Raw genomic sequence first — 19,391 nt, 5'->3', positions numbered from 1 at the left:
AATAATCAACATCTTACCGCTTGTTTTAAATAAATTTAATCATTTTGCCAAAATAAAGGATCTAAATGTAATACTGATTGTATCCAATCTGGCATTTTTCCTCTAGCAAATAATACTACTCCCTGTAGTTTTTCAAAACCTTGTGCCGTAACATCTGCAAGTATTTTATCTTTGGCTTCAAACATTGAACCTCCTGTCGTAAATACATCATCGACCAATAAAAATGTTTTATTCTCTGGTGTAATATATTTTTCTAAGGCTTTTTGTAATGCTACCCCTCCACGAGGAATACCATACACTCCTCCAAAACTGAATTTACGTGAAATTAAAAAAGCAAGAGTATCTAAATCTGTTTCTCTGAGTGCATCACATTCTATTTTAAAATCTGAAAAACCACCTGAGTGCATTTGAAAACGTTGTTGAATAAAAAGATTGTTCATTTTTTCCTCTTTAAATAAGTTGTTACTTACAAAATTGATAAAATTTTTCAGTCTGTTGCATAATATTTTGTGCATTTATAATTGGACGACCAACCACTATATAATCACAGCCTTGTGCTAATGCTTGTTGTGGTGTAACACAATTTTGATGATCATCAGAATAATCAAAACGTACACCAGGTGTCACAAGGGTAATATCATTACCAAATTGTTGACGTAGTTCTGTTAACATAAAACTTGGCGTAATAAATCCGTGAATACCACAATTTAAATTTCTTTCTACTTTTTTTAAGAAAGTTTTTATATCTCCAATATCACTAGTAAGAGAGATAACAGAAAGAGGTTGGCACTGATTATCACAACTTTCTACCACTGCTTTTAATCCATCATTGCTTGATGTTCCCCATACTGTAATCATTTCAAGATTTGTAAAAATATTTATGTACCCCGTAATTGCACGAGCCATTGTGCTTGGAATATCATACAATTTAAAATCCAAAAATAATGGAATATCTTGAACAATGGTTTTAATCCTTTCTTGCCCCATAGTAAAAGGAATATGTCCGAGTTTTACGTGCGAAATCATCGCACTTGATTGCGATAACACCTGCGATGCCTTTATAGCATCACAAGTATCAAGAGAAAGTATCAATTTCATATTAGATAATGTTACAAGTTTTTAATGCGTGCATCATTCGTGTGACACCAATACCGCCACCGCAACGCTCAAAGAAATTTAAACTCAAGTAATCTTCTAATTCTGTAAGTACACGCTCTTTTCCAAATTTAGTGAAGAGTAAATTAGCGTATTCTCCATCAGAGATAGTATGGAAAGCATTTCTCATTTCATCAGCATTTATTGCACGTTCTGCTGAGCCTATGGTTTCTTGACCACAAATAATTGCATCAATTTTTCGTGCTTTACCTTTATCTTCATAATTTCTCATATTCCAGAACGGGCTTGTATAGTTAGGAAAGTCGCAAAGCAAAGTAACATTACCATATTCTTGATAAATTTTTGCTTCTTCTTCATTACCTATTTCTTTTACACCATATTTTGTTGCTGCCTCCACATAATCAATTTCTGAAACTTCATTAAAATTATCAACTAAACCTAGATGAGTAACTAATTCTTTTTCTAATTTTGCTAATGCTTCTAATCCACCGTGTGTTTCAAACTCAAACATTGGAAATATAGTACGGTGACGACCTAAAATTGGATTTTTCTCTGCACGATAAGACGTTGAAAGACAGAAATATCCTTCTACATCAGGCTTAGTTAATAATTCATATTCCAACCACATTTGTCCTGTTTGAGGTAATGGCCACACTTCACCTTCAAAAATATAGGTGCTAACTGTCGTTGGATCTTCACAAGCTGCTAAAATAGATAAACGAGATTGAGTCGGCACTTCAATAAATCCTTTTTTGACAAAGAAACTACGCATTAACTCTACCGTTTTACTATAATCTTCTGAATTGATTAAATCATTAGCATAAACACCTGTGGTAAAAGTTTTGTTGGTCATATTTTTACTCCTTAATATGATTGTGATTAAAATTTTGGCAAAAAAAAAACCACCTAAAAATAGGTGGTTTTAAAAGAAATAATACTGAATATTAAAAAAGGCTTTCCTAAGCTAATTTGCTTATTTTTTCGTTTTTTTATCAAAGATTTTAAAATCATTTTATTAATCTCTTTAGTTAATATTCAAAATTTAGCGATATAGTATAGATAAAATTCTCTATGTCAATTTATTTTTTATAAATAATTTAAAAAAATAAAACCTTGGCATAATTTTAAAAGTATGCTAATTTTTGCAATATAAAAACAAAGGTGTTTTTATGTATAAAAAAATTATCCGTCCTATTATCTTTCTCTTTGATCCTGAAACTGCCCATTTTATTATTTTTTCATTTCTTAAATTTATTTATAACATTCCTTTTTTCTCCTTTTTAATTCGAAAAATATCTATTTTAGAAAATCCTAAACTTGAGAAAAAAATATTAGGTTTAACTTTTAAAAATCCTGTGGGATTAGCCGCAGGATTAGATAAAAATGCAACTTTATATAACGAATTAGCAGACTTTGGATTTGGCTTTATAGAAATAGGTACAGTAACGCCAAAAGCACAATCAGGTAACCCTAAAAAACGTTTATTTAGACTACTTGATGATCAAGGAATTATAAACCGAATGGGGTTTAATAATGATGGGTTAGAGGCTGTAATAACTCAACTTAAAAAGAATAAACATAACGTTATTATTGGAGGTAATATTGGAAAAAACACAGCAACAGAACCTGAAAATTATACCCAAGATTATGTTGTTTGTTTCAAAAATCTGCATCCTTATGTTGATTATTTTACATTAAATATAAGTTGCCCTAATGTGTCTAGTCATAAAAAATTAGCAGATATTCATTATTTAAAAGAATTAATTTTGATTTTGCAAAAAATTAATTACCAATTTGAAATACAACGTCCTATTTTATTAAAAATATCTCCTGATTTAAGTAAACAGCAATTAGATGAAATAATTAAATTGATTTTAGAAACTAATATTGCTGGAGTTGTTGCAACCAATACTTCTATTAATAGAGATAATTTAAAAACCAAAATATCAGAATTAGAAAATATTGGTGATGGAGGGTTAAGTGGACAGCCTATTAAAGATCGTAGTACACAAATTATTCAATATTTAGCTAAAAAATCAAATAAAGGCTTTGTTATTATTGGTGTTGGGGGTATTCATAGTGAGCAAGACGCTTTGGAAAAATTACAAGCTGGAGCTGATCTTATCCAAATTTATACTGGTTTTATTTACGAAGGTATTGGATTAGTTAAACGTATTAACCAAGCTATTTTAAATAATAAAAAAGACTGATTTATATAAACCAGTCTTTTTATAGATACTTTTTTAAGCCATATTTAATTTCTATTTCTTACGAGAATGTAATCCTTTTTTCTCTAAATTACGATAAATTAACCATTGTTGGAAAATCGTAATTGAGTTTGATGTGATCCAGTAAAGAACCAATCCTGAAGGGAAGAATAAAAAGAACCCTGTAAATATAATTGGCATAAACATCATCACTTTTTGCTGCATTGGATCTGCAACTGGAGTTGGTGACATTTTTTGTAATAAGAACATTGATGCTCCCATTAACAACGGCATAATATAGTATGGGTCTTGTGCTGATAAATCTTGAATCCAACCAAAGAAGGGTGCATGACGTAATTCTACCGCTTCCATAAATGTCCAATATAATGCAATGAAAATAGGCATTTGAATTAGAATAGGTAAACAACCACCCATTGGGTTTACTTTTTCCTCTTTGTAGAGCTTCATTGTTTCTTGGCTCATTCTTTGACGATCATCACCAAAGCGTTCACGCATTTCTTGTAATCTTGGTTGTAGCATACGCATTTTCGCCATTGACGTATATTGTGCTTTAGTCAATGGATAAAGTATTGTTTTCACTACGATAGTTACACAGATAATGGCAATACCCCAGTTAATCACCAACTGTTGAATATGCGTTAATAACCAAAATAAAGGTTTTGCTATAAACCACGCCCAGCCATAATCTACGGTTAAATCAAAATGTTCCGCTGCTTGTGCCATCTCTTCTTGATTTTTAGGACCTGTCCATAAGTGGCTTTTAATCGTTTCTTTTGAATTTGGTGCAATAGCAGTGATTGGTCCTCTATAACCAATAGATGCTGTACCATCATTATTTACTCGAGAATAAATATTATTTTGAGCTTGTTGATTAGGGATCCACGCTGATACAAAATAGTGCTGTAACATTGCTGCCCAACCTGCTTTAGTATCTACAGAAAGATTTTTTTCTGCCATTTTATCAAAAGCATACTTTTCATAATTTACTTCAGAAGAAGAGTAGGCTCCTCCCATATAGGTTGGCATAGTTAAATTGCCAGAACTATCTTGTAAAGTATGTTTAATTTGTCCATAGGGTTGTACTTCTAATGCTTGTGCAGATTTATTATCTATTACAAAATCAACAGCTACATTATAGCTACCACGTTTTAAAATAAATTCTTTAGTATAAAGTACACCGTCTTTTTCAAAAGTTAAAGGAACAGTTAATGAATTTTGACCTTCTGCTAATACAAATTTATCCGCTGTTACTTGATATTGTGGACGACTAGAATTACTATCAATACCATTTTTTCCAACCAAACCACTTTGTGCAATATAAACAGTTTTGGCATTATTTTCTAATAATTTAAATGGTGCTTTACTATCTAATTGAGCATTATGTTTTAATAAATCAGACTCAACAACATCGCCCCCTAAAGTATCAATCACTAAACGTAATACATCACTTTCAACAACAATAGTTTTACCTGTTGTTTTTTGTTGATTAATCATTTCAGTTTCAGATGATACTGGCACATCTCCTGATTGCTGAGGAGCTGTTACTTTGGCTTGCTCTTTAGCTAATTGAGCTGCTGGATTATGATCTGTTTGCCATTGTGTAAAAATTAAAAATGACACCAGAAAAAAACCTATAACGAGTAAACTACGATTTGAATTCATTTTGGTTTCTCTGTAATTGTTTAAAAATAAGGGAAATACCCTCTACTAAAGGGAAGTATTTTATAATAGGTTGCCTTTTAATCCAACCATTTTTACTTATAAGCGGTCAGATATTCGTTAAAATTTGCAAATTTTACAAATAAGTAATCACTCACTTACTCTTTTTGTCTATTTTAGGAGGAACAGGATCATCCCCACCTTGATGTAATGGATGACATTTTGTAATACGTTTTAATGTTAACCAGCTACCTTTTATTGCTCCGTGAGTTTGAATAGCTTCTAATCCATATTGAGAACAAGTTGGATTAAAACGACAACGAGGTAGTAACATAGGACTTATAAAATAACGATAAAATTTTATAAGTAGGATAAAAATAGTAGCTAAAAAACTTACTTTTCTTTGTTTGCTAGATGAATGTGGCGTTTCCATAATTTATCCAAAGTAACAAAAAGAGTTTGGTTATCTAGTTTTCCTATGCCACCTTTGGCAATAAAAACAAAATCTGATAAAGGTAATTGATGTTGATTTAAACGAAAGCTCTCACGTACGATACGTTTTATTCTATTACGATCGTGAGCACGTTTTAAATGCTTTTTAGCAACAGTTAAACCTAAACGAGGAACATCAACAGAATTTTGACGTGCAAGAATGGTAATTTGAGGAGTAGAAGCTCGCTTAGGATCTTCAAATACTGCCTTAAACTGAACGGGAGCTAACAAACGTAGCTCCCGAGAAAATTTTAGCTTATTCACTATTTTAGTTTATTACTAAAAAGTATATCACTGCAAATTATGCAGATAAGCTTTTACGACCTTTAGCACGACGACGAGCTAAAACTTGGCGACCGTTTTTAGTAGCCATACGAGTACGGAAACCATGTGAACGAGCACGCTTTAATCGAGAAGGTTGAAAAGTACGTTTCATTATTGTCTACCTAGTTAAAATTATTAAACTATAAAAAAGAGTGGCGATCTTACCCATTTATTTTTAATAAATCAAGATCTATCTATAAAGTAATCGTTTAAATTTGCAAATATTTATAAATAAGTAACCGCTTACTCATTTTCTATCAATAAAACCCAGCCATTATCTAGCCAATCACACAAACTATCTAATAATAATTCTAATTCACTTTGATTTTGTGTTTTAGATGCAAGTTTATTCCAAGAAATACTATCTCCATTTGCTATTCTAATAAGTAAATCCATTTCAGCTTGATTTAATTCATCAATCCATTCGCCATTTATATAAATTTTTAATGGATTTTCTGTATAAATAATTTTTACATTTGCATCTTGTATTAGCCAACCACCATCTTCTAAAACAGTTTGAAGCTCATCTGGATAAAAATCTTCATTAACTTCAAATTTATCATAACGACGAGAACTTACTGCAGTGGCTACACTATCTAAAAATAACTGATCAAATTGAGTTGAATTTAATAATAAATTAACAAATTGTGATTTTAAATTTGCTACCATTTTCATATCTAATTTTGCATTAGGTTGATATTCTGCAGATAAACGAAATGGAATATTAAACTGTGAATAATCTGCTTCATTACATTTTAATGAATGGCTTATTTTATCTAATAAATCATTTGCACTAGGAAAACGTAAACCAAAAGAAAACGTTAAGCTCTCATCTTCTGCAACACCATAATGTGCCATACGAGAAGGAACATACAATACGTCACCAGCTTGCATTACTTCATCTAAGACCAATTCTCCCATATCATCAAAAATACGAATAGGTTGATTAGGATTAAATTCAGTACTTGGATCACACCATTTTCCTAATTGCCAGCGACGGGATCCATAACCTTGAACTAAAAATACATCATATTCATCATAATGTTTTCCTACAGATCCTCCTTTTGGTGCATAAGAAACCATAATATCATCACGCTGCCACTGAGGAATAAAACCGAAAGCTTGCCATAATACACCTAATTCAGGTGACCATTGTTCTAAATTTTGAACTAAAACAGACCACTGTTCAGGTAAATTTTCAAAATCAGTTTTAGTTAAAGGGCTAGTTTTTACTTGCCATTCTAGTTGTTCATTATTTTTATAAGTTTTTACTAAACGAGCAACTACATCCTCTTCTTGAGATAAATCTATAATATCATCAGGAGTAAATAATCCTATAATCTGAGGTAATCCATTACGTATGATAAGCGGTTTCTTTTGCCAATAATTTTGCAAAAAGATTTCAGGGGTAATTTCTTCTGGTAAGCAAAATGGAATGTTCATAATTTACTCCTTATGAAAAAAAGATAGTAAAAATTATAGACTTATTATTTCAATTTTGTAAGTTATTTTTGTATAGTTTTACTTAAATATCAATAAACAACGTTCAGCATTTAAACTTGGTACAGTTAAAGGAATAATTTCTATTTGTTTAATTTTATCTTCAATTTCAGTGACTTCTTCCTGCTTATAAATCCCTTTTAACGCATAAAATTGACCTGTTTCACTCGGTAAATGCTCACACCAATGCACCATATCACTTAAGGATGCAAAAGCACGGCTTAGCACGCCATCAAAGCCTTGCTCTGGTTGATATTCTTCCACACGAGATTGTATAGGGGTCACATTTTTAATGCCAAGCTGTAATAAAACTTGCTCAATAAAACGAATGCGTTTACCCAGCGAATCTAGTAATACAAATTCTTTATCCGGATTGATGATCGCAAGGGGAAGACCCGGTAATCCTGGTCCTGTACCCACATCAATAAAACGAGAGCCTTCAAGGTGTGGGCTAACCACTAAACTATCTAAAATATGCTTAATCCACATTTCATCAGGATCACGTACTGATGTTAAATTATAAGCCTTATTCCATTTATCTAATAAAGCCACAAATTTAAAAAGTTTTTCTTTTTGATCTGTTGAAATTTCAAAGTTAAGTTCATTCAACAAAGCTTCTGCTTTTTCAAAATTCATTACAAATCACCCCGCTTAAGCATTCCTTGTTTTTTTAATGATACCAATAAAATAGAAATAGCCGCAGGTGTTACCCCTGAAATACGAGACGCTTGTCCTATTGAAACAGGTTTATGTTCCACTAATTTGGTACGTACTTCATTCGATAAACTTTCTACTTTGCTATAATCAAAATCTGCTGGAATTTCTGTGTGTTCGTGGCGTTTTTGTTTCTCAATTTCTGCTAATTGATGCTCAATATAACCTTGATATTTAATCGAAATTTCCACTTGTTCCGCCGCTTGTTTATCTTCAATAGCAGGGGCAAAAGCATCTAATTGGGTTAAATTCTGATAGTTCACTTCTGGACGACGTAATAGATCTTCGCCACTGGCTTCTCGAGTTAAAGGTGTTTTAACCAATTCATTTACTGCTTGTAAATATTGTGATTTTGGGTGAATCCAAATCTGTTTTAAACGCTCACGCTCTTTTTCAATATTTTCCATTTTTTGATTAAATCTCGCCCAACGAACCTCATCAATCAAGCCAAATTTATGAGCAATCGGCGTCAAGCGGATATCGGCATTGTCTTCACGCAACAATAAACGGTATTCCGCACGAGAAGTAAATAAACGATACGGTTCTTTTGTCCCTAAGGTACATAAATCATCAACCAATACGCCCATATAAGCCTGATCACGGGTTGGATACCAGCTTTCCTTACCTTTCACCTGTAAAGAGGCGTTAATCCCTGCTAGCATTCCCTGAGCGGCTGCTTCTTCGTAACCTGTCGTACCGTTAATTTGCCCTGCAAAGAACAAACCTGCAATCGCTTTGGTCTCTAAGGTTGGTTTTAAATCACGAGGATCGAAATAATCATACTCAATCGCATAACCTGGTCGCATAATACGTGCATTTTCCAAGCCTTTCATTGAATTGACTAATTTTTGTTGTACATCGAAAGGCAAACTGGTTGAAATACCGTTAGGGTAAATTTCAGTTGTGGTCAAACCTTCTGGTTCTAAGTAGATCTGATGACTATCACGCTCCGCAAAACGCATCACTTTATCTTCAATAGACGGGCAGTAACGTGGTCCAACACCTTCAATCACGCCAGCATAAAGTGGACTACGATCTAAACCTGCACGAATAATGTCGTGGGTCTGTGCGTTAGTGTGCGTGATATAACAAGAAATTTGTTGTGGGTGTTGATCCACATTGCCCATAAAAGACATTACAGGTAAATTTTGATCGCCTTTTTGCTCGGCTAATACGGAAAAATCTATGGTTCTCGCATCAATTCTTGGTGGCGTACCCGTTTTTAAGCGATCAATTCTTAAATTCAGATCATGCAAACGATCCGATAAACTATTTGACGCAGGATCGCCCGCACGACCACCCGCATAATTTTCCATTCCAATGTGGATCTTACCTTTCAAAAACGTTCCTGCCGTTAATACAACGGAACGAGATTTAAAAGTTAAGCCCATTTTCGTTACCGCACCGACTGCACGATCATTTTCAACTAAAATATCTACCACTTCTTGCTGGAAAATATCTAAATTTTCTTGATTTTCAAGGGCTGTTCTTACAGCTTGGCGATAAAGAACACGATCCGCCTGAGCACGAGTCGCACGTACCGCAGGCCCTTTACTACTATTCAAAATACGAAATTGAATGCCAGCAAGATCCGTTGCTTTTGCCATTAAACCACCCATTGCATCAATTTCTTTTACAAGGTGACCTTTACCAATTCCACCAATAGCTGGGTTACAAGACATTTGCCCTAATGTATCAATATTGTGTGTTAATAATAAAGTTTTTAATCCCATACGAGCAGGGGTAAGTGCCGCTTCAGTACCTGCGTGTCCCCCACCAATCACAATGACATCGTATATTTTCTGATAAATCATATTTTATATTTAACCTTTAAATTTATTATTTTTTAAATTCTTAATTTAGGGGATCATTCTACCTGAATTTTTGAGATCTTAAAAAAGCTATTTTACAAAAAATTTTTAAGGAAAAAGTGGTAATCTAATTAATATAAGATCTTTATATATAGATCTTTATTATTATAGTAATTAGTAACGCCTTTTTTTGTTGATAACAGAAAATAGAATAGATAGATCATAAAGTTAAGGGATCCTAAGATCTGTTTAAAAATAAAAAATTTATAGGATCTTTCTTGTGTATAACCTATATAGTTATACACAGGTAAAATGAATTTAAAAGTTATTAAATAATAGATCTATCTTTAAACACAGTTTATATACGTAGTTATCCACAGTTTAAGTGCCTAAAAAAGCATCTTTTAAATAAAACTACAGGAGGATTTAATAAGCAAAATGGATGCTATATACTCTCTTAATACACTGAATTAAATTATCTATAAAAAAATAATATATTATGTAACATTGATTATAGAACAATGGGCGTATATATTATATACAAACGGAGGGTTGCTAGTGATATTTCTAGTATCAATATAGCGGCAAGATCTTTTTGATTTTTTGCAAATATAGATGATAAAATTCAATAAATAAATAAATAAATAAAAAAATAAAAAAATAAAAAAAAAAGGATAGATTGATGAAAAAAATATTTTATATCATAGTATTACAACTGCTCTATTCCACACTATTAGTGGCTACACCACTACAATATGATAATTTACAAAAACCTATTATTAAAAAGTTACCTTTATATTTAGTTGATAATAATGAAAAAAAATATATTAAAATTTTTTATAATCCAATGCTAGCTATCAATCAAGAGCATACAGAAGAGATGAGAGAATTTGCAGAATATTTAAAAAAGCATCCTATTCCTTTTTTCCAAAAAGAACCTAATATGCAAGAGTTAAATAATGAGTGGTCTGAACAATGTATTAATATGGCTGGTATGTATCAAATGAAGAGTACAAATTTCAATGAGCCTAATGAGAAAGTAGTTGCTCTTCTGAAAAAATTACGACCAATGAAAAAAGAAGAACGAGCAATGTATTGTACTCGTCTTCTAATAGAATGGATTAAAAATCAAAAATAGCTTATAGATAATTATTAATAGATCTTTCAATTCCTTCAGGATCAAGCCCTAAATCTGCATAGCTTTCATCTTGGGTAGCTTGTGGAATAAACTCATCAGGAAGACCTAATATAACAAGCGGTACGATCTTTTGTATTTTTTGCAAATATTCATTCACCGCACTACCAGCCCCACCTTGAATAGCATTTTCTTCTAGGGTCACTAACAGCTCGTGAGAATTAGCTAACTCACCAATCATTGTTTTATCTAATGGTTTCACAAAACGCATATCAACAAGGGTATAGTTATACTTTTCTGCGACTGTTTTAGCACTTTCTAAATGAGTTCCAAAATTTAAAATAGCGACTTTTTTACCTTGTTTAATTAGATTTGCTTTACCTATTTCTAAACTTGTTAATTTTTGTAGTTCAACATCCTTTACATTACCACGCGGATAACGAATAGCCATTGGGGAATTGGATTGATAAGCGGTATAAAGCATTTGTCGCATTTCATTTTCATCACTTGGGGTCATTATGGTTATATTTGGAATACAACGCATAAAACTTAAATCAAATGCTCCTTGATGGGTTTGTCCATCTGCGCCAACAATGCCTGCACGATCGATTGCAAAAATAACAGGTAGATTTTGAATAGCGACATCGTGAATAACTTGATCGTAAGCACGTTGTAAAAAAGTAGAATAAATAGCAACTACTGGTTTATAACCTGCAATGGCTAAACCCGCTGCAAAAGTCACGGCGTGTTGTTCGGCTATGGCAACATCAAAATATTGTTTTGGAAAACGTTTTGAAAATTCCACCATTCCAGAACCTTCACGCATTGCAGGGGTAATACCAATTAATTTAGGATCATTTTGAGCTATTTCACATAACCAATCCCCAAAAAGATCTGAATAAGTTTTGGTTGTTTTGGATTGAGGTAATTCACCGTTGTTTGGATCAAATTTTGGCACACCGTGAAAACTAATAGGATCTTTTTCAGCAGGTTTATACCCTTTCCCTTTTTTGGTCATAATATGTAGTAACTGAGGACCTTTTCGGTTACGCATATTTTTAAGGGTATTAATAAGTTCTTCAATATCGTGTCCATCAATTGGACCAATATAATTAAATCCTAGTGTTTCAAAAATCGTACCCACAGGGGAAATAAAGCCTTTCATATGCTCTTCGGTTTTACGCACAAATTCTTTGATCGGTGGCAAACCTGAGAGAATTTTTTTACTGCTTTCACGGAAGGTGGTGTAAAGCTCGCCTGATAGAATACGAGCGAGATGATTATTTAACGCCCCAACATTTTCAGAAATCGACATTTCATTATCGTTTAAGATAACTAACATATCATTATGCAATGCCCCTGCGTGATTAAGTGCTTCAAATGCCATCCCCGCAGTCATTGCACCATCACCAATAACACAAATAGTTTTACGTCCTGCATTCTCTTTTTCAGCGGCAATGGCTAAGCCTAAGCCTGCACTGATTGAGGTGGAAGAGTGTCCAACACTCAACACATCATAAGGGCTTTCTTCACGCCACGGAAAAGGGTGTAAACCATTTTTTTGACGAATAGTGTGCATTTGCTCACGGCGACCAGTAAGAATTTTATGGGGATAGGCTTGATGACCCACGTCCCAAATCAGTTGATCAAAAGGGGTATTAAAAATGTAGTGTAATGCAACAGTTAGCTCAACTACCCCTAAACCAGAGGCTAAATGTCCACTTGTTTGGCTAACAGATTCAAGAAGATAGCTTCGTAATTCAGTACAAAGCTCTGGAAGTTTATCTTTTGAAAGCAAACGTAATTCATCAGGCGAATCTATTTGGCTTAAAAGGGGATAATTATTTTGCATAATATTATTCTTTATATTAAGCGGTATGATCTTTTAATTTTTTTGCAAATTTTTTAAATAATGTTACCGCTTATTTAAGGTTTATTTTTTTAAATCGTCTGTTAAAACAGATTTAATACTATTTAGAGTTTCTTTTACAACTCGTGAATTGCCAGCAATAATATTACCAGAGGTTAAATAATCTGTGCCACCGACAAAGTTAGTCACCAAGGCACCAGCTTCACGTACGATTAAATCACCAGCCGCACAATCCCAAGGTTTTAAACCAATTTCAAAATAACCATCAACACGAGCTGCAGCAACATAACATAAATCTAAAGCAGCGGATCCTGTTCGACGCAAATCAGCAACACCATTGTTCATTAATGCTTCAATCATATTTAGATGAGCTGATTTATGTTTAGGTGTTTTAAAAGGAAAACCTGTTGCTAGAACTGTACCAGTTAAGTCACTGTTATTATTTACACGTAAACGAAATTCATTTAATTTTGCCCCTTCACCACGTACACCAGTGAAAAGCTCATTACGGATAGGATCGTATACTACACCGACGGTTGTAACACCATTTTCTCTAATTGCGATAGAGACGGCAAAGTGAGGAAAACGATTTACAAAATTGGTGGTTCCATCTAATGGATCAATAATCCACTGAACATTACTATCTTTACCAACGAGTAAACCTGATTCTTCACCAATAATAGAATGGTCAGGATAAGATTGATGTATAGTTTCAATAATAGCCTGTTCAGCTGCTTTATCAACGGCTGTTACATAGTCATTTGTACCTTTTTGAGCAACTTCAGTATCTTTAGGCGATTGCTCATAGCCTTTTATAATAATATTTCCTGCTTTTCGTGCTGCACGAATAGCAATGTTTAACATAGGATTCATAATTCCACCAGATAGATTTTAAAGAACATTGTGTGGGTGCATTATAGAGAAAGTTATCCAAGAAATAAACTGTAATATAACTTAGTGCATAGGAATAATGATTTAGTTATACTATTTCAAGTTATTTTTATGTAAATGAGGAACTATAAGACGTGTTACTTATATTTTTAATAATTATTGGCTTATTTTTATATTTTTATAGTATCTGTATGCTAACAAGAGAAACGATGATCGCTCATTTTTTACCACAAGAAATTAAGAATACTGAAAACAATAAAAAAGCAATTCAACGAATGCGAGTACTAGGAGCGAGATTTGATATAAAAGTGGTTGCTTTAACATTATTATTGCCTTATTTATATTTATTGATTGCATCCTTATTTCATTCGACACTCACTGCTAATATTTTTTCAAGCATTATTTTTATTGTCAGTTTTATTTTTACTGCGATTATTATTGGAAATTATTACTATTTTAAAACTTACAACAACTATTATGATGTATTTGTTTTTGGATTAGTTGAGGACGATACTAAGGCAGTATTACAAAATATGTATGATGATTATCCAATGATCAAAATCATTTTGGGAATTACGATATCAAGTTTTATCGCAAGTTACTTTTCTTATTTTATGATTAGCTATATTCAATCTAATATGGAAATATCATTTTTACATATTATGAGTATTATTTTATTTATCACTATTTGCGTATTTCTTATTCGAGGCACAATTCATTCTAAACCACTCGGACGCATACACGCCCAAGTTTCTTCATTAAGTATTATCAATAAATTAGTACCCAATGGCATTATTTGTTTAAATTGGGCAGTCGAAGATAGGAAAAGAGATATATCTTTTGAGGCAGTTGATGAAAGTGAAGGCAAAGCGTTAATAAAAAATGCCTTAGGAAAAGAAACCTTAATATCTAAAACAGCAAAAAATGATTATCTTGAAGAGCATAAACCGAATGTTGTCTTTGCTCTAATGGAAAGTTTTGGTTCAAATATTTTGCAATATGATAATCCCCAAACCAATGATTTATTAGGCAATTTACGTCCTTATTTTGAAAATGAGATTGTATTTAAACGCTTTTTAGCAACGGCAAATGGTACAGCACCAACTTTAGCTCATTTATATTTTAACAGTCCAATACAAAATATTAGTCAGTCTATTGTTCAAAATATAAAATTAAAAGAAACTCCATTTTTAACTTATAAAAAGAAAGGTTATAAGACCATTTTTATTACTTCTGGAAATATGATGTGGCGTAATTTAGCCAATTATTTACCCTTACAAGGTGTTGATGAAATGTATGATCAAAATGATCTAATGGATACTTTTGCTAATGCCAGAGAAACACTTTCTTATTGGGGCATTGCCGATGAATATGCGTTTAAATTGGCTGAAAAATTACTAGATGAAAGCGATGAATCTTTATTTATCAGTATTTTAACAATCACAAACCACCCACCTTATGAGCCACCAAAACATTATCAAGCAAAACCTGTTGATAGTAATGTTTTAAAAGGAATGTTTGGTCGAGATGATCAAGAACGAGCAGCTTTATTAACGACTTATCAATATGCAGCGAATGAGTTAGGTAATTTTATTACTAATGTGAAAGCGAGTAAAAAAGGCGATAATACCATTATTTCAGCATCAGGCGATCATCATATGCGAGGGATTATAAATAATGATCTACCAGCACAGTTATTTTTGACTTATGCTGTACCTTTCTTTATTTCTATACCTAAACAATTAAAGGCTCATTTTAATATCAATTATAATCCTTTGATGATAGGTTCTCATAAAGATGTAATGCCAACACTTTATTCATTAAGTTTATCGGATACTGAATATTGGGCAACAGGCGTTAATTTGTTAGCCACAGATTATTTAACCGATAAATTTGCCTATAATTCAGAAGTTTTTGCTGATGAACAAGGTGCAATAGATCTTAAAAGTGAAGATTTTACACAATATAAATGGAATAGTGATAATATACTTTTATTGGATAGTACAGATATAGAGCATAATAAAATAGAAAAGATTACAACTTATCAAAAACTGTTATATTGGCAAAGTAATTATTTAGTAAAAGGTTATAAAAATTAATAAAAAAAATCCCTCAATTTGAGGGATTTATAAATTTTAAGTAAAAAAGAATAAATTTATTATAAACCTAAACTTTTCAAAGTAGCTAAAGTTAATTGACCAGTTGCAAGGTTGTGTGCTTTTTGGTATTTAACAACAGCTGAAAGTGTTTCGTGTCCTAAAACACCATCAACAGGACCTGATCTATAGCCTTGTCTATTTAATTCTGTTTGTAATTGACGAATTAAATCTGGTGTTGTATTAGTTTCACATAAAATTTCACGCCATTCTAATACAGGTTGAGCTGAAACAACTCTTTTCTCAACAGTTTTATATTCTGCAGGAACTTTTGTTTTAACTGTTTTTGCAGCTGTTTGAAGTTTTTTAACTGTAATAGTTTTGTATTTTGCTGGAATAACAATTTCTTTAGTTGTTGCAGGCGTTACTACTACACGTTTACTAACCATTTTATATTTAGCTGGAATAACTTTTCTTTCAACAGTTGCAGGAGTAGCTACTACACGCTTACTAACAACTTTGTATTTAGCTGGAACTTCAACTAAACACATAATTTCACCAGTAGTTTGGTCATGTTTAGATACTATTTTTCCATTTTTTGTTATTTTTGTATAAGGTGTTCCTAATCCAGTGATAGGATTAACGCCACGTTTCCACGTTGTATAAGCAGGTCTTACTAATATTTTTTCTTCTACTGTTTTATAAGTAGCTGGAACTTTTACTAATACCTCTTTTTCTGGAGATACTAATATTTTTTCTTCCACAGTTTTATAAGTAGCAGGAATTACTTGTAATTTAGTACTTTTTTCTGTTACTAATACTCTCTCTTCTACAGTTTTATAAGTAGCAGGAATGATTGCAATTGTTTCACTAGCAGCTTTTGCTAAAACTTTTTCTGTTTTAATATCATATTTTACAGGAGTAAGAACACGAGCATAACATTCACCTGGTTTTGCATTTGGTGGATATAGATTTGTATTCATACTTTGCGTTGGTAACTGAACATTTTTAACTGTATCAGCTACTTTATTAGAAGTAGAACAACCAGTTAAAACAACTCCAGCTGTTATAGATATGAGTAATATTTTTTTCATAAATAGCCCTTTTTAAATTAATATATTTGATCAAGAATAGAAAAATATTAATGATCAATTTAAATATCAGCATTTTTACTAATACAACCAAAAAAACAAATTGTTTATAACTTTATGAGTTAAAAGAAAAATTTTATAATTGTATTAAATAAATATTCTGCCGATATTACGATGTTACCCATTAATGTGGGTGATATCTAACCTAATGGTACTAAATTTTTTGTTTTTAATCAAGAATAGTACAATATCCTATGTAATTTTAATCAGGGCAACGACTAAATAAAAAATAGTTATTTTCAGTTGCCCTATATAATTTAACAAAATCAAAGAAAATAAATTATAAATTAACTTGCATAAAGCGAGTCATATCCATTTCAATAAAATTTTGTTTTTCTTGCCCAAATTTAAACCAAGTGTAAGGTTTATTATTTGGGGCATTGTAAGTTAATCCTTGTTCACTTAAATGTAACCAAGTGCCTTCAGGAATACCTATCACGGATTTATGTGGATTTTGAATACAAAATTCGGCAATACGTTCATCACGTGTTTCACCCATATGATTTTCAATACTTGCGTCAATGTAGTGAGCATTGATATGGAATGGTAAGAAATTCAATGATGGAGTGATGGCTGCATCTACAATACACATATCATTTGTAGTACACATATTTGGTGAGCAGATTACCGAACCTGCACTCCAACCCACATAAACAGCATTTTTATTTAATACTTTGTCACGAATAGGCTCAATTAAGCCATTATCGTGTAAGCATTTGTTTAAGTGCCACGTATTACCACCACTAACCATAATGGCATCGGCTTCATAAATAGCTTGCACAGGATCAGCAAACTCGTGAATACCTTTGATTTCTAAGCCTTCTAATTCAGCAAGGGAATCCTTAACACTTTGTACCCGTTCATCGTAAGTCAGACGAATAACAGCATAAGGAATAACCACCACTTTTTTTACTTTTTGCTCTTTAAAACAAGGAATAATAGCAGGTAAGGCATATTCAAGTAAAACTTTTGATTTTGGCAATTTTCCATTACTTAACATAAAAATATTCATTTTAGATCTCCTAGAAAGTCATAATACTAACAAGGGTTGAAATAATAATACCACCAAGCATTGGGATAGCAGTACGTTTTGCTAAAGCAAATGGAGACACATTAGCAACCCCTGCGATCGCCACCATATTTGGTGCAATAGGTGAAATATTACGGCTTAAACCTGCCACAAATTGCATTGGCAATAACATCATAACAGGAGCAATTCCCATTTTAGCTGCAATTCCCGGTACTAAGTTTGCAAAAGAGAAGAATGCCGCGTTACCTGAACCCATTAATACAGAAGTCACCATAATAATAGATACCATCACAATGGTCATTGCGACGGGTCCAAAGCCTGCTGTTTTAGCACTTTCAATAATAATATCAATTACACCAATAGTTTTAAGACCTTGAGCAAAAGTTTGACCTGCTACGATAAAGGTTACAACATTTGCAAACTGTTTACCCATTCCATCAAAGAATATTTGTACAGAGTTAACCACTTTTTTCGCATTGCCGAGTGTAAAGTATTCAAATAATAATGCGATAACAATAGAAACTAACATTGCAGTGGTGACGTCCATTTTTATGCTACTAATAGTTAATTTATTAAACATAAAAATAAGGACTAAAGGAATGATTGGTAATATTGCGTAAGAAGTAGGGGCTTTTTCTAAATCTTGTTGTGTTTTTTCATCAACTTGAACATCTTCTATATTATCGTTATGTTGATAATTTTCAGCTTTATCAAAATATTTTTGAACAACAATATGTAAAAATGCAATAACAGCTAAAGCTGCAGCAGCCACTAAAATTTGGTAATTAACTACATATTCAACCACATCAATACCAATTAATTCAGCAGCAAAGTTTACATTCCCTTGAGCAGGTCCCATTTCTACCGCAACTGCAGTTGCAATAGGGGCGCAAGCAGTGAGAGGGCTTAAGCCAACACCACGCATTAATGGATAAAGCGTTACCATTAAAAGCACACCTAATCCTGATGCACTGGTGATGAAGATAGATAAAAATTCACCTACAAAAAAGCAGAGAGCCATAAATAAATAAGGCATATGTCTCACTCTTTCAAGCGGTTTTGTTAATACTCTAACCAAAGAAGCGGAAGCACCAATTTCGTGCATATAGAAAGCAAACCCAGCGATTGCCATAATTTTCAATCCTAATCCAGCACTTTGGGAAGAGAAGGTTATTTTAATAAAGTGGAAAATATCTAAAAACGTTGAGCCTGTTGATTTACCTTCAGGTAATGGAAGTCCTTTGCCTAATAGGATAGAAGCAAGCATTAGAATAATACCGCCAAAAATAAGTATTGCTTGGGCTTTGTAGCCTTTTAATACAAAGTAAGCAACAACAGACGTAACAGCTAGAGCAACAATAATTTCTAACATAA

Annotated in this window: 18 protein-coding genes; 3 read left to right on the top strand and 15 right to left on the bottom strand. The window is 32.5% G+C overall.

From position 1 onward, the window contains the following. Positions 1 to 35 precede the first annotated feature (35 nt). From U9966_RS01890 to U9966_RS01880, 3 genes are read right to left on the bottom strand one after another with little or no spacing between them, the layout of a single operon-like run. A complete protein-coding gene (locus tag U9966_RS01890) occupies positions 36 to 440 on the bottom strand; it encodes a phosphoribosyltransferase (protein ID WP_211599145.1) in 405 nt (134 codons plus the stop codon). Between the two features lie 22 nt (positions 441 to 462). Then, the gene (gene pyrF / locus U9966_RS01885; RefSeq protein WP_306347229.1) at positions 463 to 1,098 is read right to left on the bottom strand and encodes an orotidine-5'-phosphate decarboxylase; all 636 of its coding nucleotides are present in this window, start codon (positions 1,096 to 1,098) and stop codon (positions 463 to 465) included. A gap of 1 nt (position 1,099) precedes the next feature. Further along, positions 1,100 to 1,969, bottom strand: a complete 870-nt coding sequence (locus U9966_RS01880) for an amino acid--tRNA ligase-related protein (protein WP_306347228.1) — start codon at positions 1,967 to 1,969, stop codon at positions 1,100 to 1,102. 316 nt (positions 1,970 to 2,285) lie between these two features. On the opposite strand from U9966_RS01880, the gene U9966_RS01875 reads away from it, so the two are divergent. Continuing rightward, positions 2,286 to 3,326, top strand: coding sequence for a quinone-dependent dihydroorotate dehydrogenase (locus U9966_RS01875; protein ID WP_306347227.1), 1,041 nt, complete (start codon positions 2,286 to 2,288; stop codon positions 3,324 to 3,326). 51 nt (positions 3,327 to 3,377) lie between these two features. Here U9966_RS01875 and yidC read toward each other — a convergent pair whose 3' ends face one another. The 7 genes from yidC to mnmG form a co-directional block, all read right to left on the bottom strand. Next, positions 3,378 to 5,006 (bottom strand): membrane protein insertase YidC, encoded by a 1,629-nt coding sequence (gene yidC, locus U9966_RS01870; RefSeq protein ID WP_306347226.1) that lies wholly within the window; start codon positions 5,004 to 5,006, stop codon positions 3,378 to 3,380. Positions 5,007 to 5,157: 151 nt separating this feature from the next. Further along, positions 5,158 to 5,436 (bottom strand): membrane protein insertion efficiency factor YidD, encoded by a 279-nt coding sequence (yidD, locus tag U9966_RS01865; protein ID WP_306347225.1) that lies wholly within the window; start codon positions 5,434 to 5,436, stop codon positions 5,158 to 5,160. Continuing rightward, positions 5,397 to 5,759: a ribonuclease P protein component gene (rnpA, locus tag U9966_RS01860; RefSeq protein WP_211599151.1), complete on the bottom strand. Its 363-nt coding sequence runs from the start codon at positions 5,757 to 5,759 to the stop codon at positions 5,397 to 5,399. The genes yidD and rnpA overlap by 40 nt, the downstream gene beginning before the upstream one ends. A 37-nt stretch (positions 5,760 to 5,796) precedes the next feature. After that, a complete protein-coding gene (gene rpmH, locus U9966_RS01855) occupies positions 5,797 to 5,931 on the bottom strand; it encodes a 50S ribosomal protein L34 (protein ID WP_090923035.1) in 135 nt (44 codons plus the stop codon). Between the two features lie 131 nt (positions 5,932 to 6,062). Next, positions 6,063 to 7,262 (bottom strand): ribosomal protein uL16 3-hydroxylase, encoded by a 1,200-nt coding sequence (locus tag U9966_RS01850; RefSeq protein ID WP_306347224.1) that lies wholly within the window; start codon positions 7,260 to 7,262, stop codon positions 6,063 to 6,065. A gap of 78 nt (positions 7,263 to 7,340) precedes the next feature. Beyond that, entirely contained in the window at positions 7,341 to 7,955 is a 615-nt protein-coding gene (rsmG, locus tag U9966_RS01845; RefSeq protein ID WP_306347223.1) for a 16S rRNA (guanine(527)-N(7))-methyltransferase RsmG, read from the bottom strand. Continuing rightward, positions 7,955 to 9,847, bottom strand: a complete 1,893-nt coding sequence (gene mnmG, locus U9966_RS01840; protein WP_306347222.1) for a tRNA uridine-5-carboxymethylaminomethyl(34) synthesis enzyme MnmG — start codon at positions 9,845 to 9,847, stop codon at positions 7,955 to 7,957. Before mnmG ends, rsmG begins: the two co-directional genes overlap by 1 nt. Before the next feature lie 679 nt (positions 9,848 to 10,526). Between mnmG and U9966_RS01835 the strand changes: the two genes are divergently transcribed. Beyond that, positions 10,527 to 10,982: a hypothetical protein gene (locus U9966_RS01835; protein ID WP_306347221.1), complete on the top strand. Its 456-nt coding sequence runs from the start codon at positions 10,527 to 10,529 to the stop codon at positions 10,980 to 10,982. Between the two features lies 1 nt (position 10,983). Here U9966_RS01835 and dxs read toward each other — a convergent pair whose 3' ends face one another. Next, on the bottom strand, positions 10,984 to 12,831 hold the full coding sequence (dxs, locus tag U9966_RS01830) for a 1-deoxy-D-xylulose-5-phosphate synthase (RefSeq protein WP_306347220.1): 1,848 nt from the start codon (positions 12,829 to 12,831) through the stop codon (positions 10,984 to 10,986). 81 nt (positions 12,832 to 12,912) lie between these two features. Beyond that, positions 12,913 to 13,722, bottom strand: a complete 810-nt coding sequence (suhB, locus tag U9966_RS01825; RefSeq protein ID WP_306347219.1) for an inositol-1-monophosphatase — start codon at positions 13,720 to 13,722, stop codon at positions 12,913 to 12,915. Between the two features lie 209 nt (positions 13,723 to 13,931). On the opposite strand from suhB, the gene U9966_RS01820 reads away from it, so the two are divergent. Beyond that, on the top strand, positions 13,932 to 15,839 hold the full coding sequence (locus U9966_RS01820; RefSeq protein ID WP_306347218.1) for an LTA synthase family protein: 1,908 nt from the start codon (positions 13,932 to 13,934) through the stop codon (positions 15,837 to 15,839). Between the two features lie 59 nt (positions 15,840 to 15,898). On the opposite strand, the gene U9966_RS01815 is transcribed toward U9966_RS01820, so the two are convergent. The 3 genes from U9966_RS01815 to dcuC form a co-directional block, all read right to left on the bottom strand. Next, positions 15,899 to 16,930 (bottom strand): peptidoglycan-binding domain-containing protein, encoded by a 1,032-nt coding sequence (locus U9966_RS01815; protein WP_306347217.1) that lies wholly within the window; start codon positions 16,928 to 16,930, stop codon positions 15,899 to 15,901. A 337-nt stretch (positions 16,931 to 17,267) separates the two neighbouring features. Further along, positions 17,268 to 17,999: a dipeptidase PepE gene (gene pepE, locus U9966_RS01810; RefSeq protein WP_306347216.1), complete on the bottom strand. Its 732-nt coding sequence runs from the start codon at positions 17,997 to 17,999 to the stop codon at positions 17,268 to 17,270. A 10-nt stretch (positions 18,000 to 18,009) separates the two neighbouring features. Further along, positions 18,010 to 19,389 (bottom strand): C4-dicarboxylate transporter DcuC, encoded by a 1,380-nt coding sequence (gene dcuC, locus U9966_RS01805; protein ID WP_306347215.1) that lies wholly within the window; start codon positions 19,387 to 19,389, stop codon positions 18,010 to 18,012. Positions 19,390 to 19,391 lie beyond the last annotated feature (2 nt).

This window comes from Pasteurella atlantica (genome assembly GCF_963693435.1).
Classification (GTDB): domain Bacteria; phylum Pseudomonadota; class Gammaproteobacteria; order Enterobacterales; family Pasteurellaceae; genus Phocoenobacter; species Phocoenobacter atlanticus.
The sequence above is the reverse complement of the archived record's forward strand: the minus strand, read 5'-3'. Positions and strand labels throughout refer to the sequence as shown.

Excerpts from the sequence above, each read along its gene's own strand:
- rsmG (WP_306347223.1), bottom strand. The coding sequence starts at position 7,955 with ATGAATTTTGAAAAAGCAGAAGCTTTGTTGAATGAACTTAACTTTGAA.
- U9966_RS01820 (WP_306347218.1), top strand. The coding sequence starts at position 13,932 with ATGCTAACAAGAGAAACGATGATCGCTCATTTTTTACCACAAGAAATT.
- U9966_RS01850 (WP_306347224.1), bottom strand. The coding sequence starts at position 7,262 with ATGAACATTCCATTTTGCTTACCAGAAGAAATTACCCCTGAAATCTTT.
- U9966_RS01890 (WP_211599145.1), bottom strand. The coding sequence starts at position 440 with ATGAACAATCTTTTTATTCAACAACGTTTTCAAATGCACTCAGGTGGT.
- U9966_RS01875 (WP_306347227.1), top strand. The coding sequence starts at position 2,286 with ATGTATAAAAAAATTATCCGTCCTATTATCTTTCTCTTTGATCCTGAA.
- dxs (WP_306347220.1), bottom strand. The coding sequence starts at position 12,831 with ATGCAAAATAATTATCCCCTTTTAAGCCAAATAGATTCGCCTGATGAA.
- suhB (WP_306347219.1), bottom strand. The coding sequence starts at position 13,722 with ATGAATCCTATGTTAAACATTGCTATTCGTGCAGCACGAAAAGCAGGA.
- mnmG (WP_306347222.1), bottom strand. The coding sequence starts at position 9,847 with ATGATTTATCAGAAAATATACGATGTCATTGTGATTGGTGGGGGACAC.
- yidC (WP_306347226.1), bottom strand. The coding sequence starts at position 5,006 with ATGAATTCAAATCGTAGTTTACTCGTTATAGGTTTTTTTCTGGTGTCA.
- pyrF (WP_306347229.1), bottom strand. The coding sequence starts at position 1,098 with ATGAAATTGATACTTTCTCTTGATACTTGTGATGCTATAAAGGCATCG.
- U9966_RS01815 (WP_306347217.1), bottom strand. The coding sequence starts at position 16,930 with ATGAAAAAAATATTACTCATATCTATAACAGCTGGAGTTGTTTTAACT.
- pepE (WP_306347216.1), bottom strand. The coding sequence starts at position 17,999 with ATGAATATTTTTATGTTAAGTAATGGAAAATTGCCAAAATCAAAAGTT.
- yidD (WP_306347225.1), bottom strand. The coding sequence starts at position 5,436 with ATGGAAACGCCACATTCATCTAGCAAACAAAGAAAAGTAAGTTTTTTA.
- dcuC (WP_306347215.1), bottom strand. The coding sequence starts at position 19,389 with ATGTTAGAAATTATTGTTGCTCTAGCTGTTACGTCTGTTGTTGCTTAC.
- U9966_RS01880 (WP_306347228.1), bottom strand. The coding sequence starts at position 1,969 with ATGACCAACAAAACTTTTACCACAGGTGTTTATGCTAATGATTTAATC.
- rpmH (WP_090923035.1), bottom strand. The coding sequence starts at position 5,931 with ATGAAACGTACTTTTCAACCTTCTCGATTAAAGCGTGCTCGTTCACAT.
- U9966_RS01835 (WP_306347221.1), top strand. The coding sequence starts at position 10,527 with ATGAAAAAAATATTTTATATCATAGTATTACAACTGCTCTATTCCACA.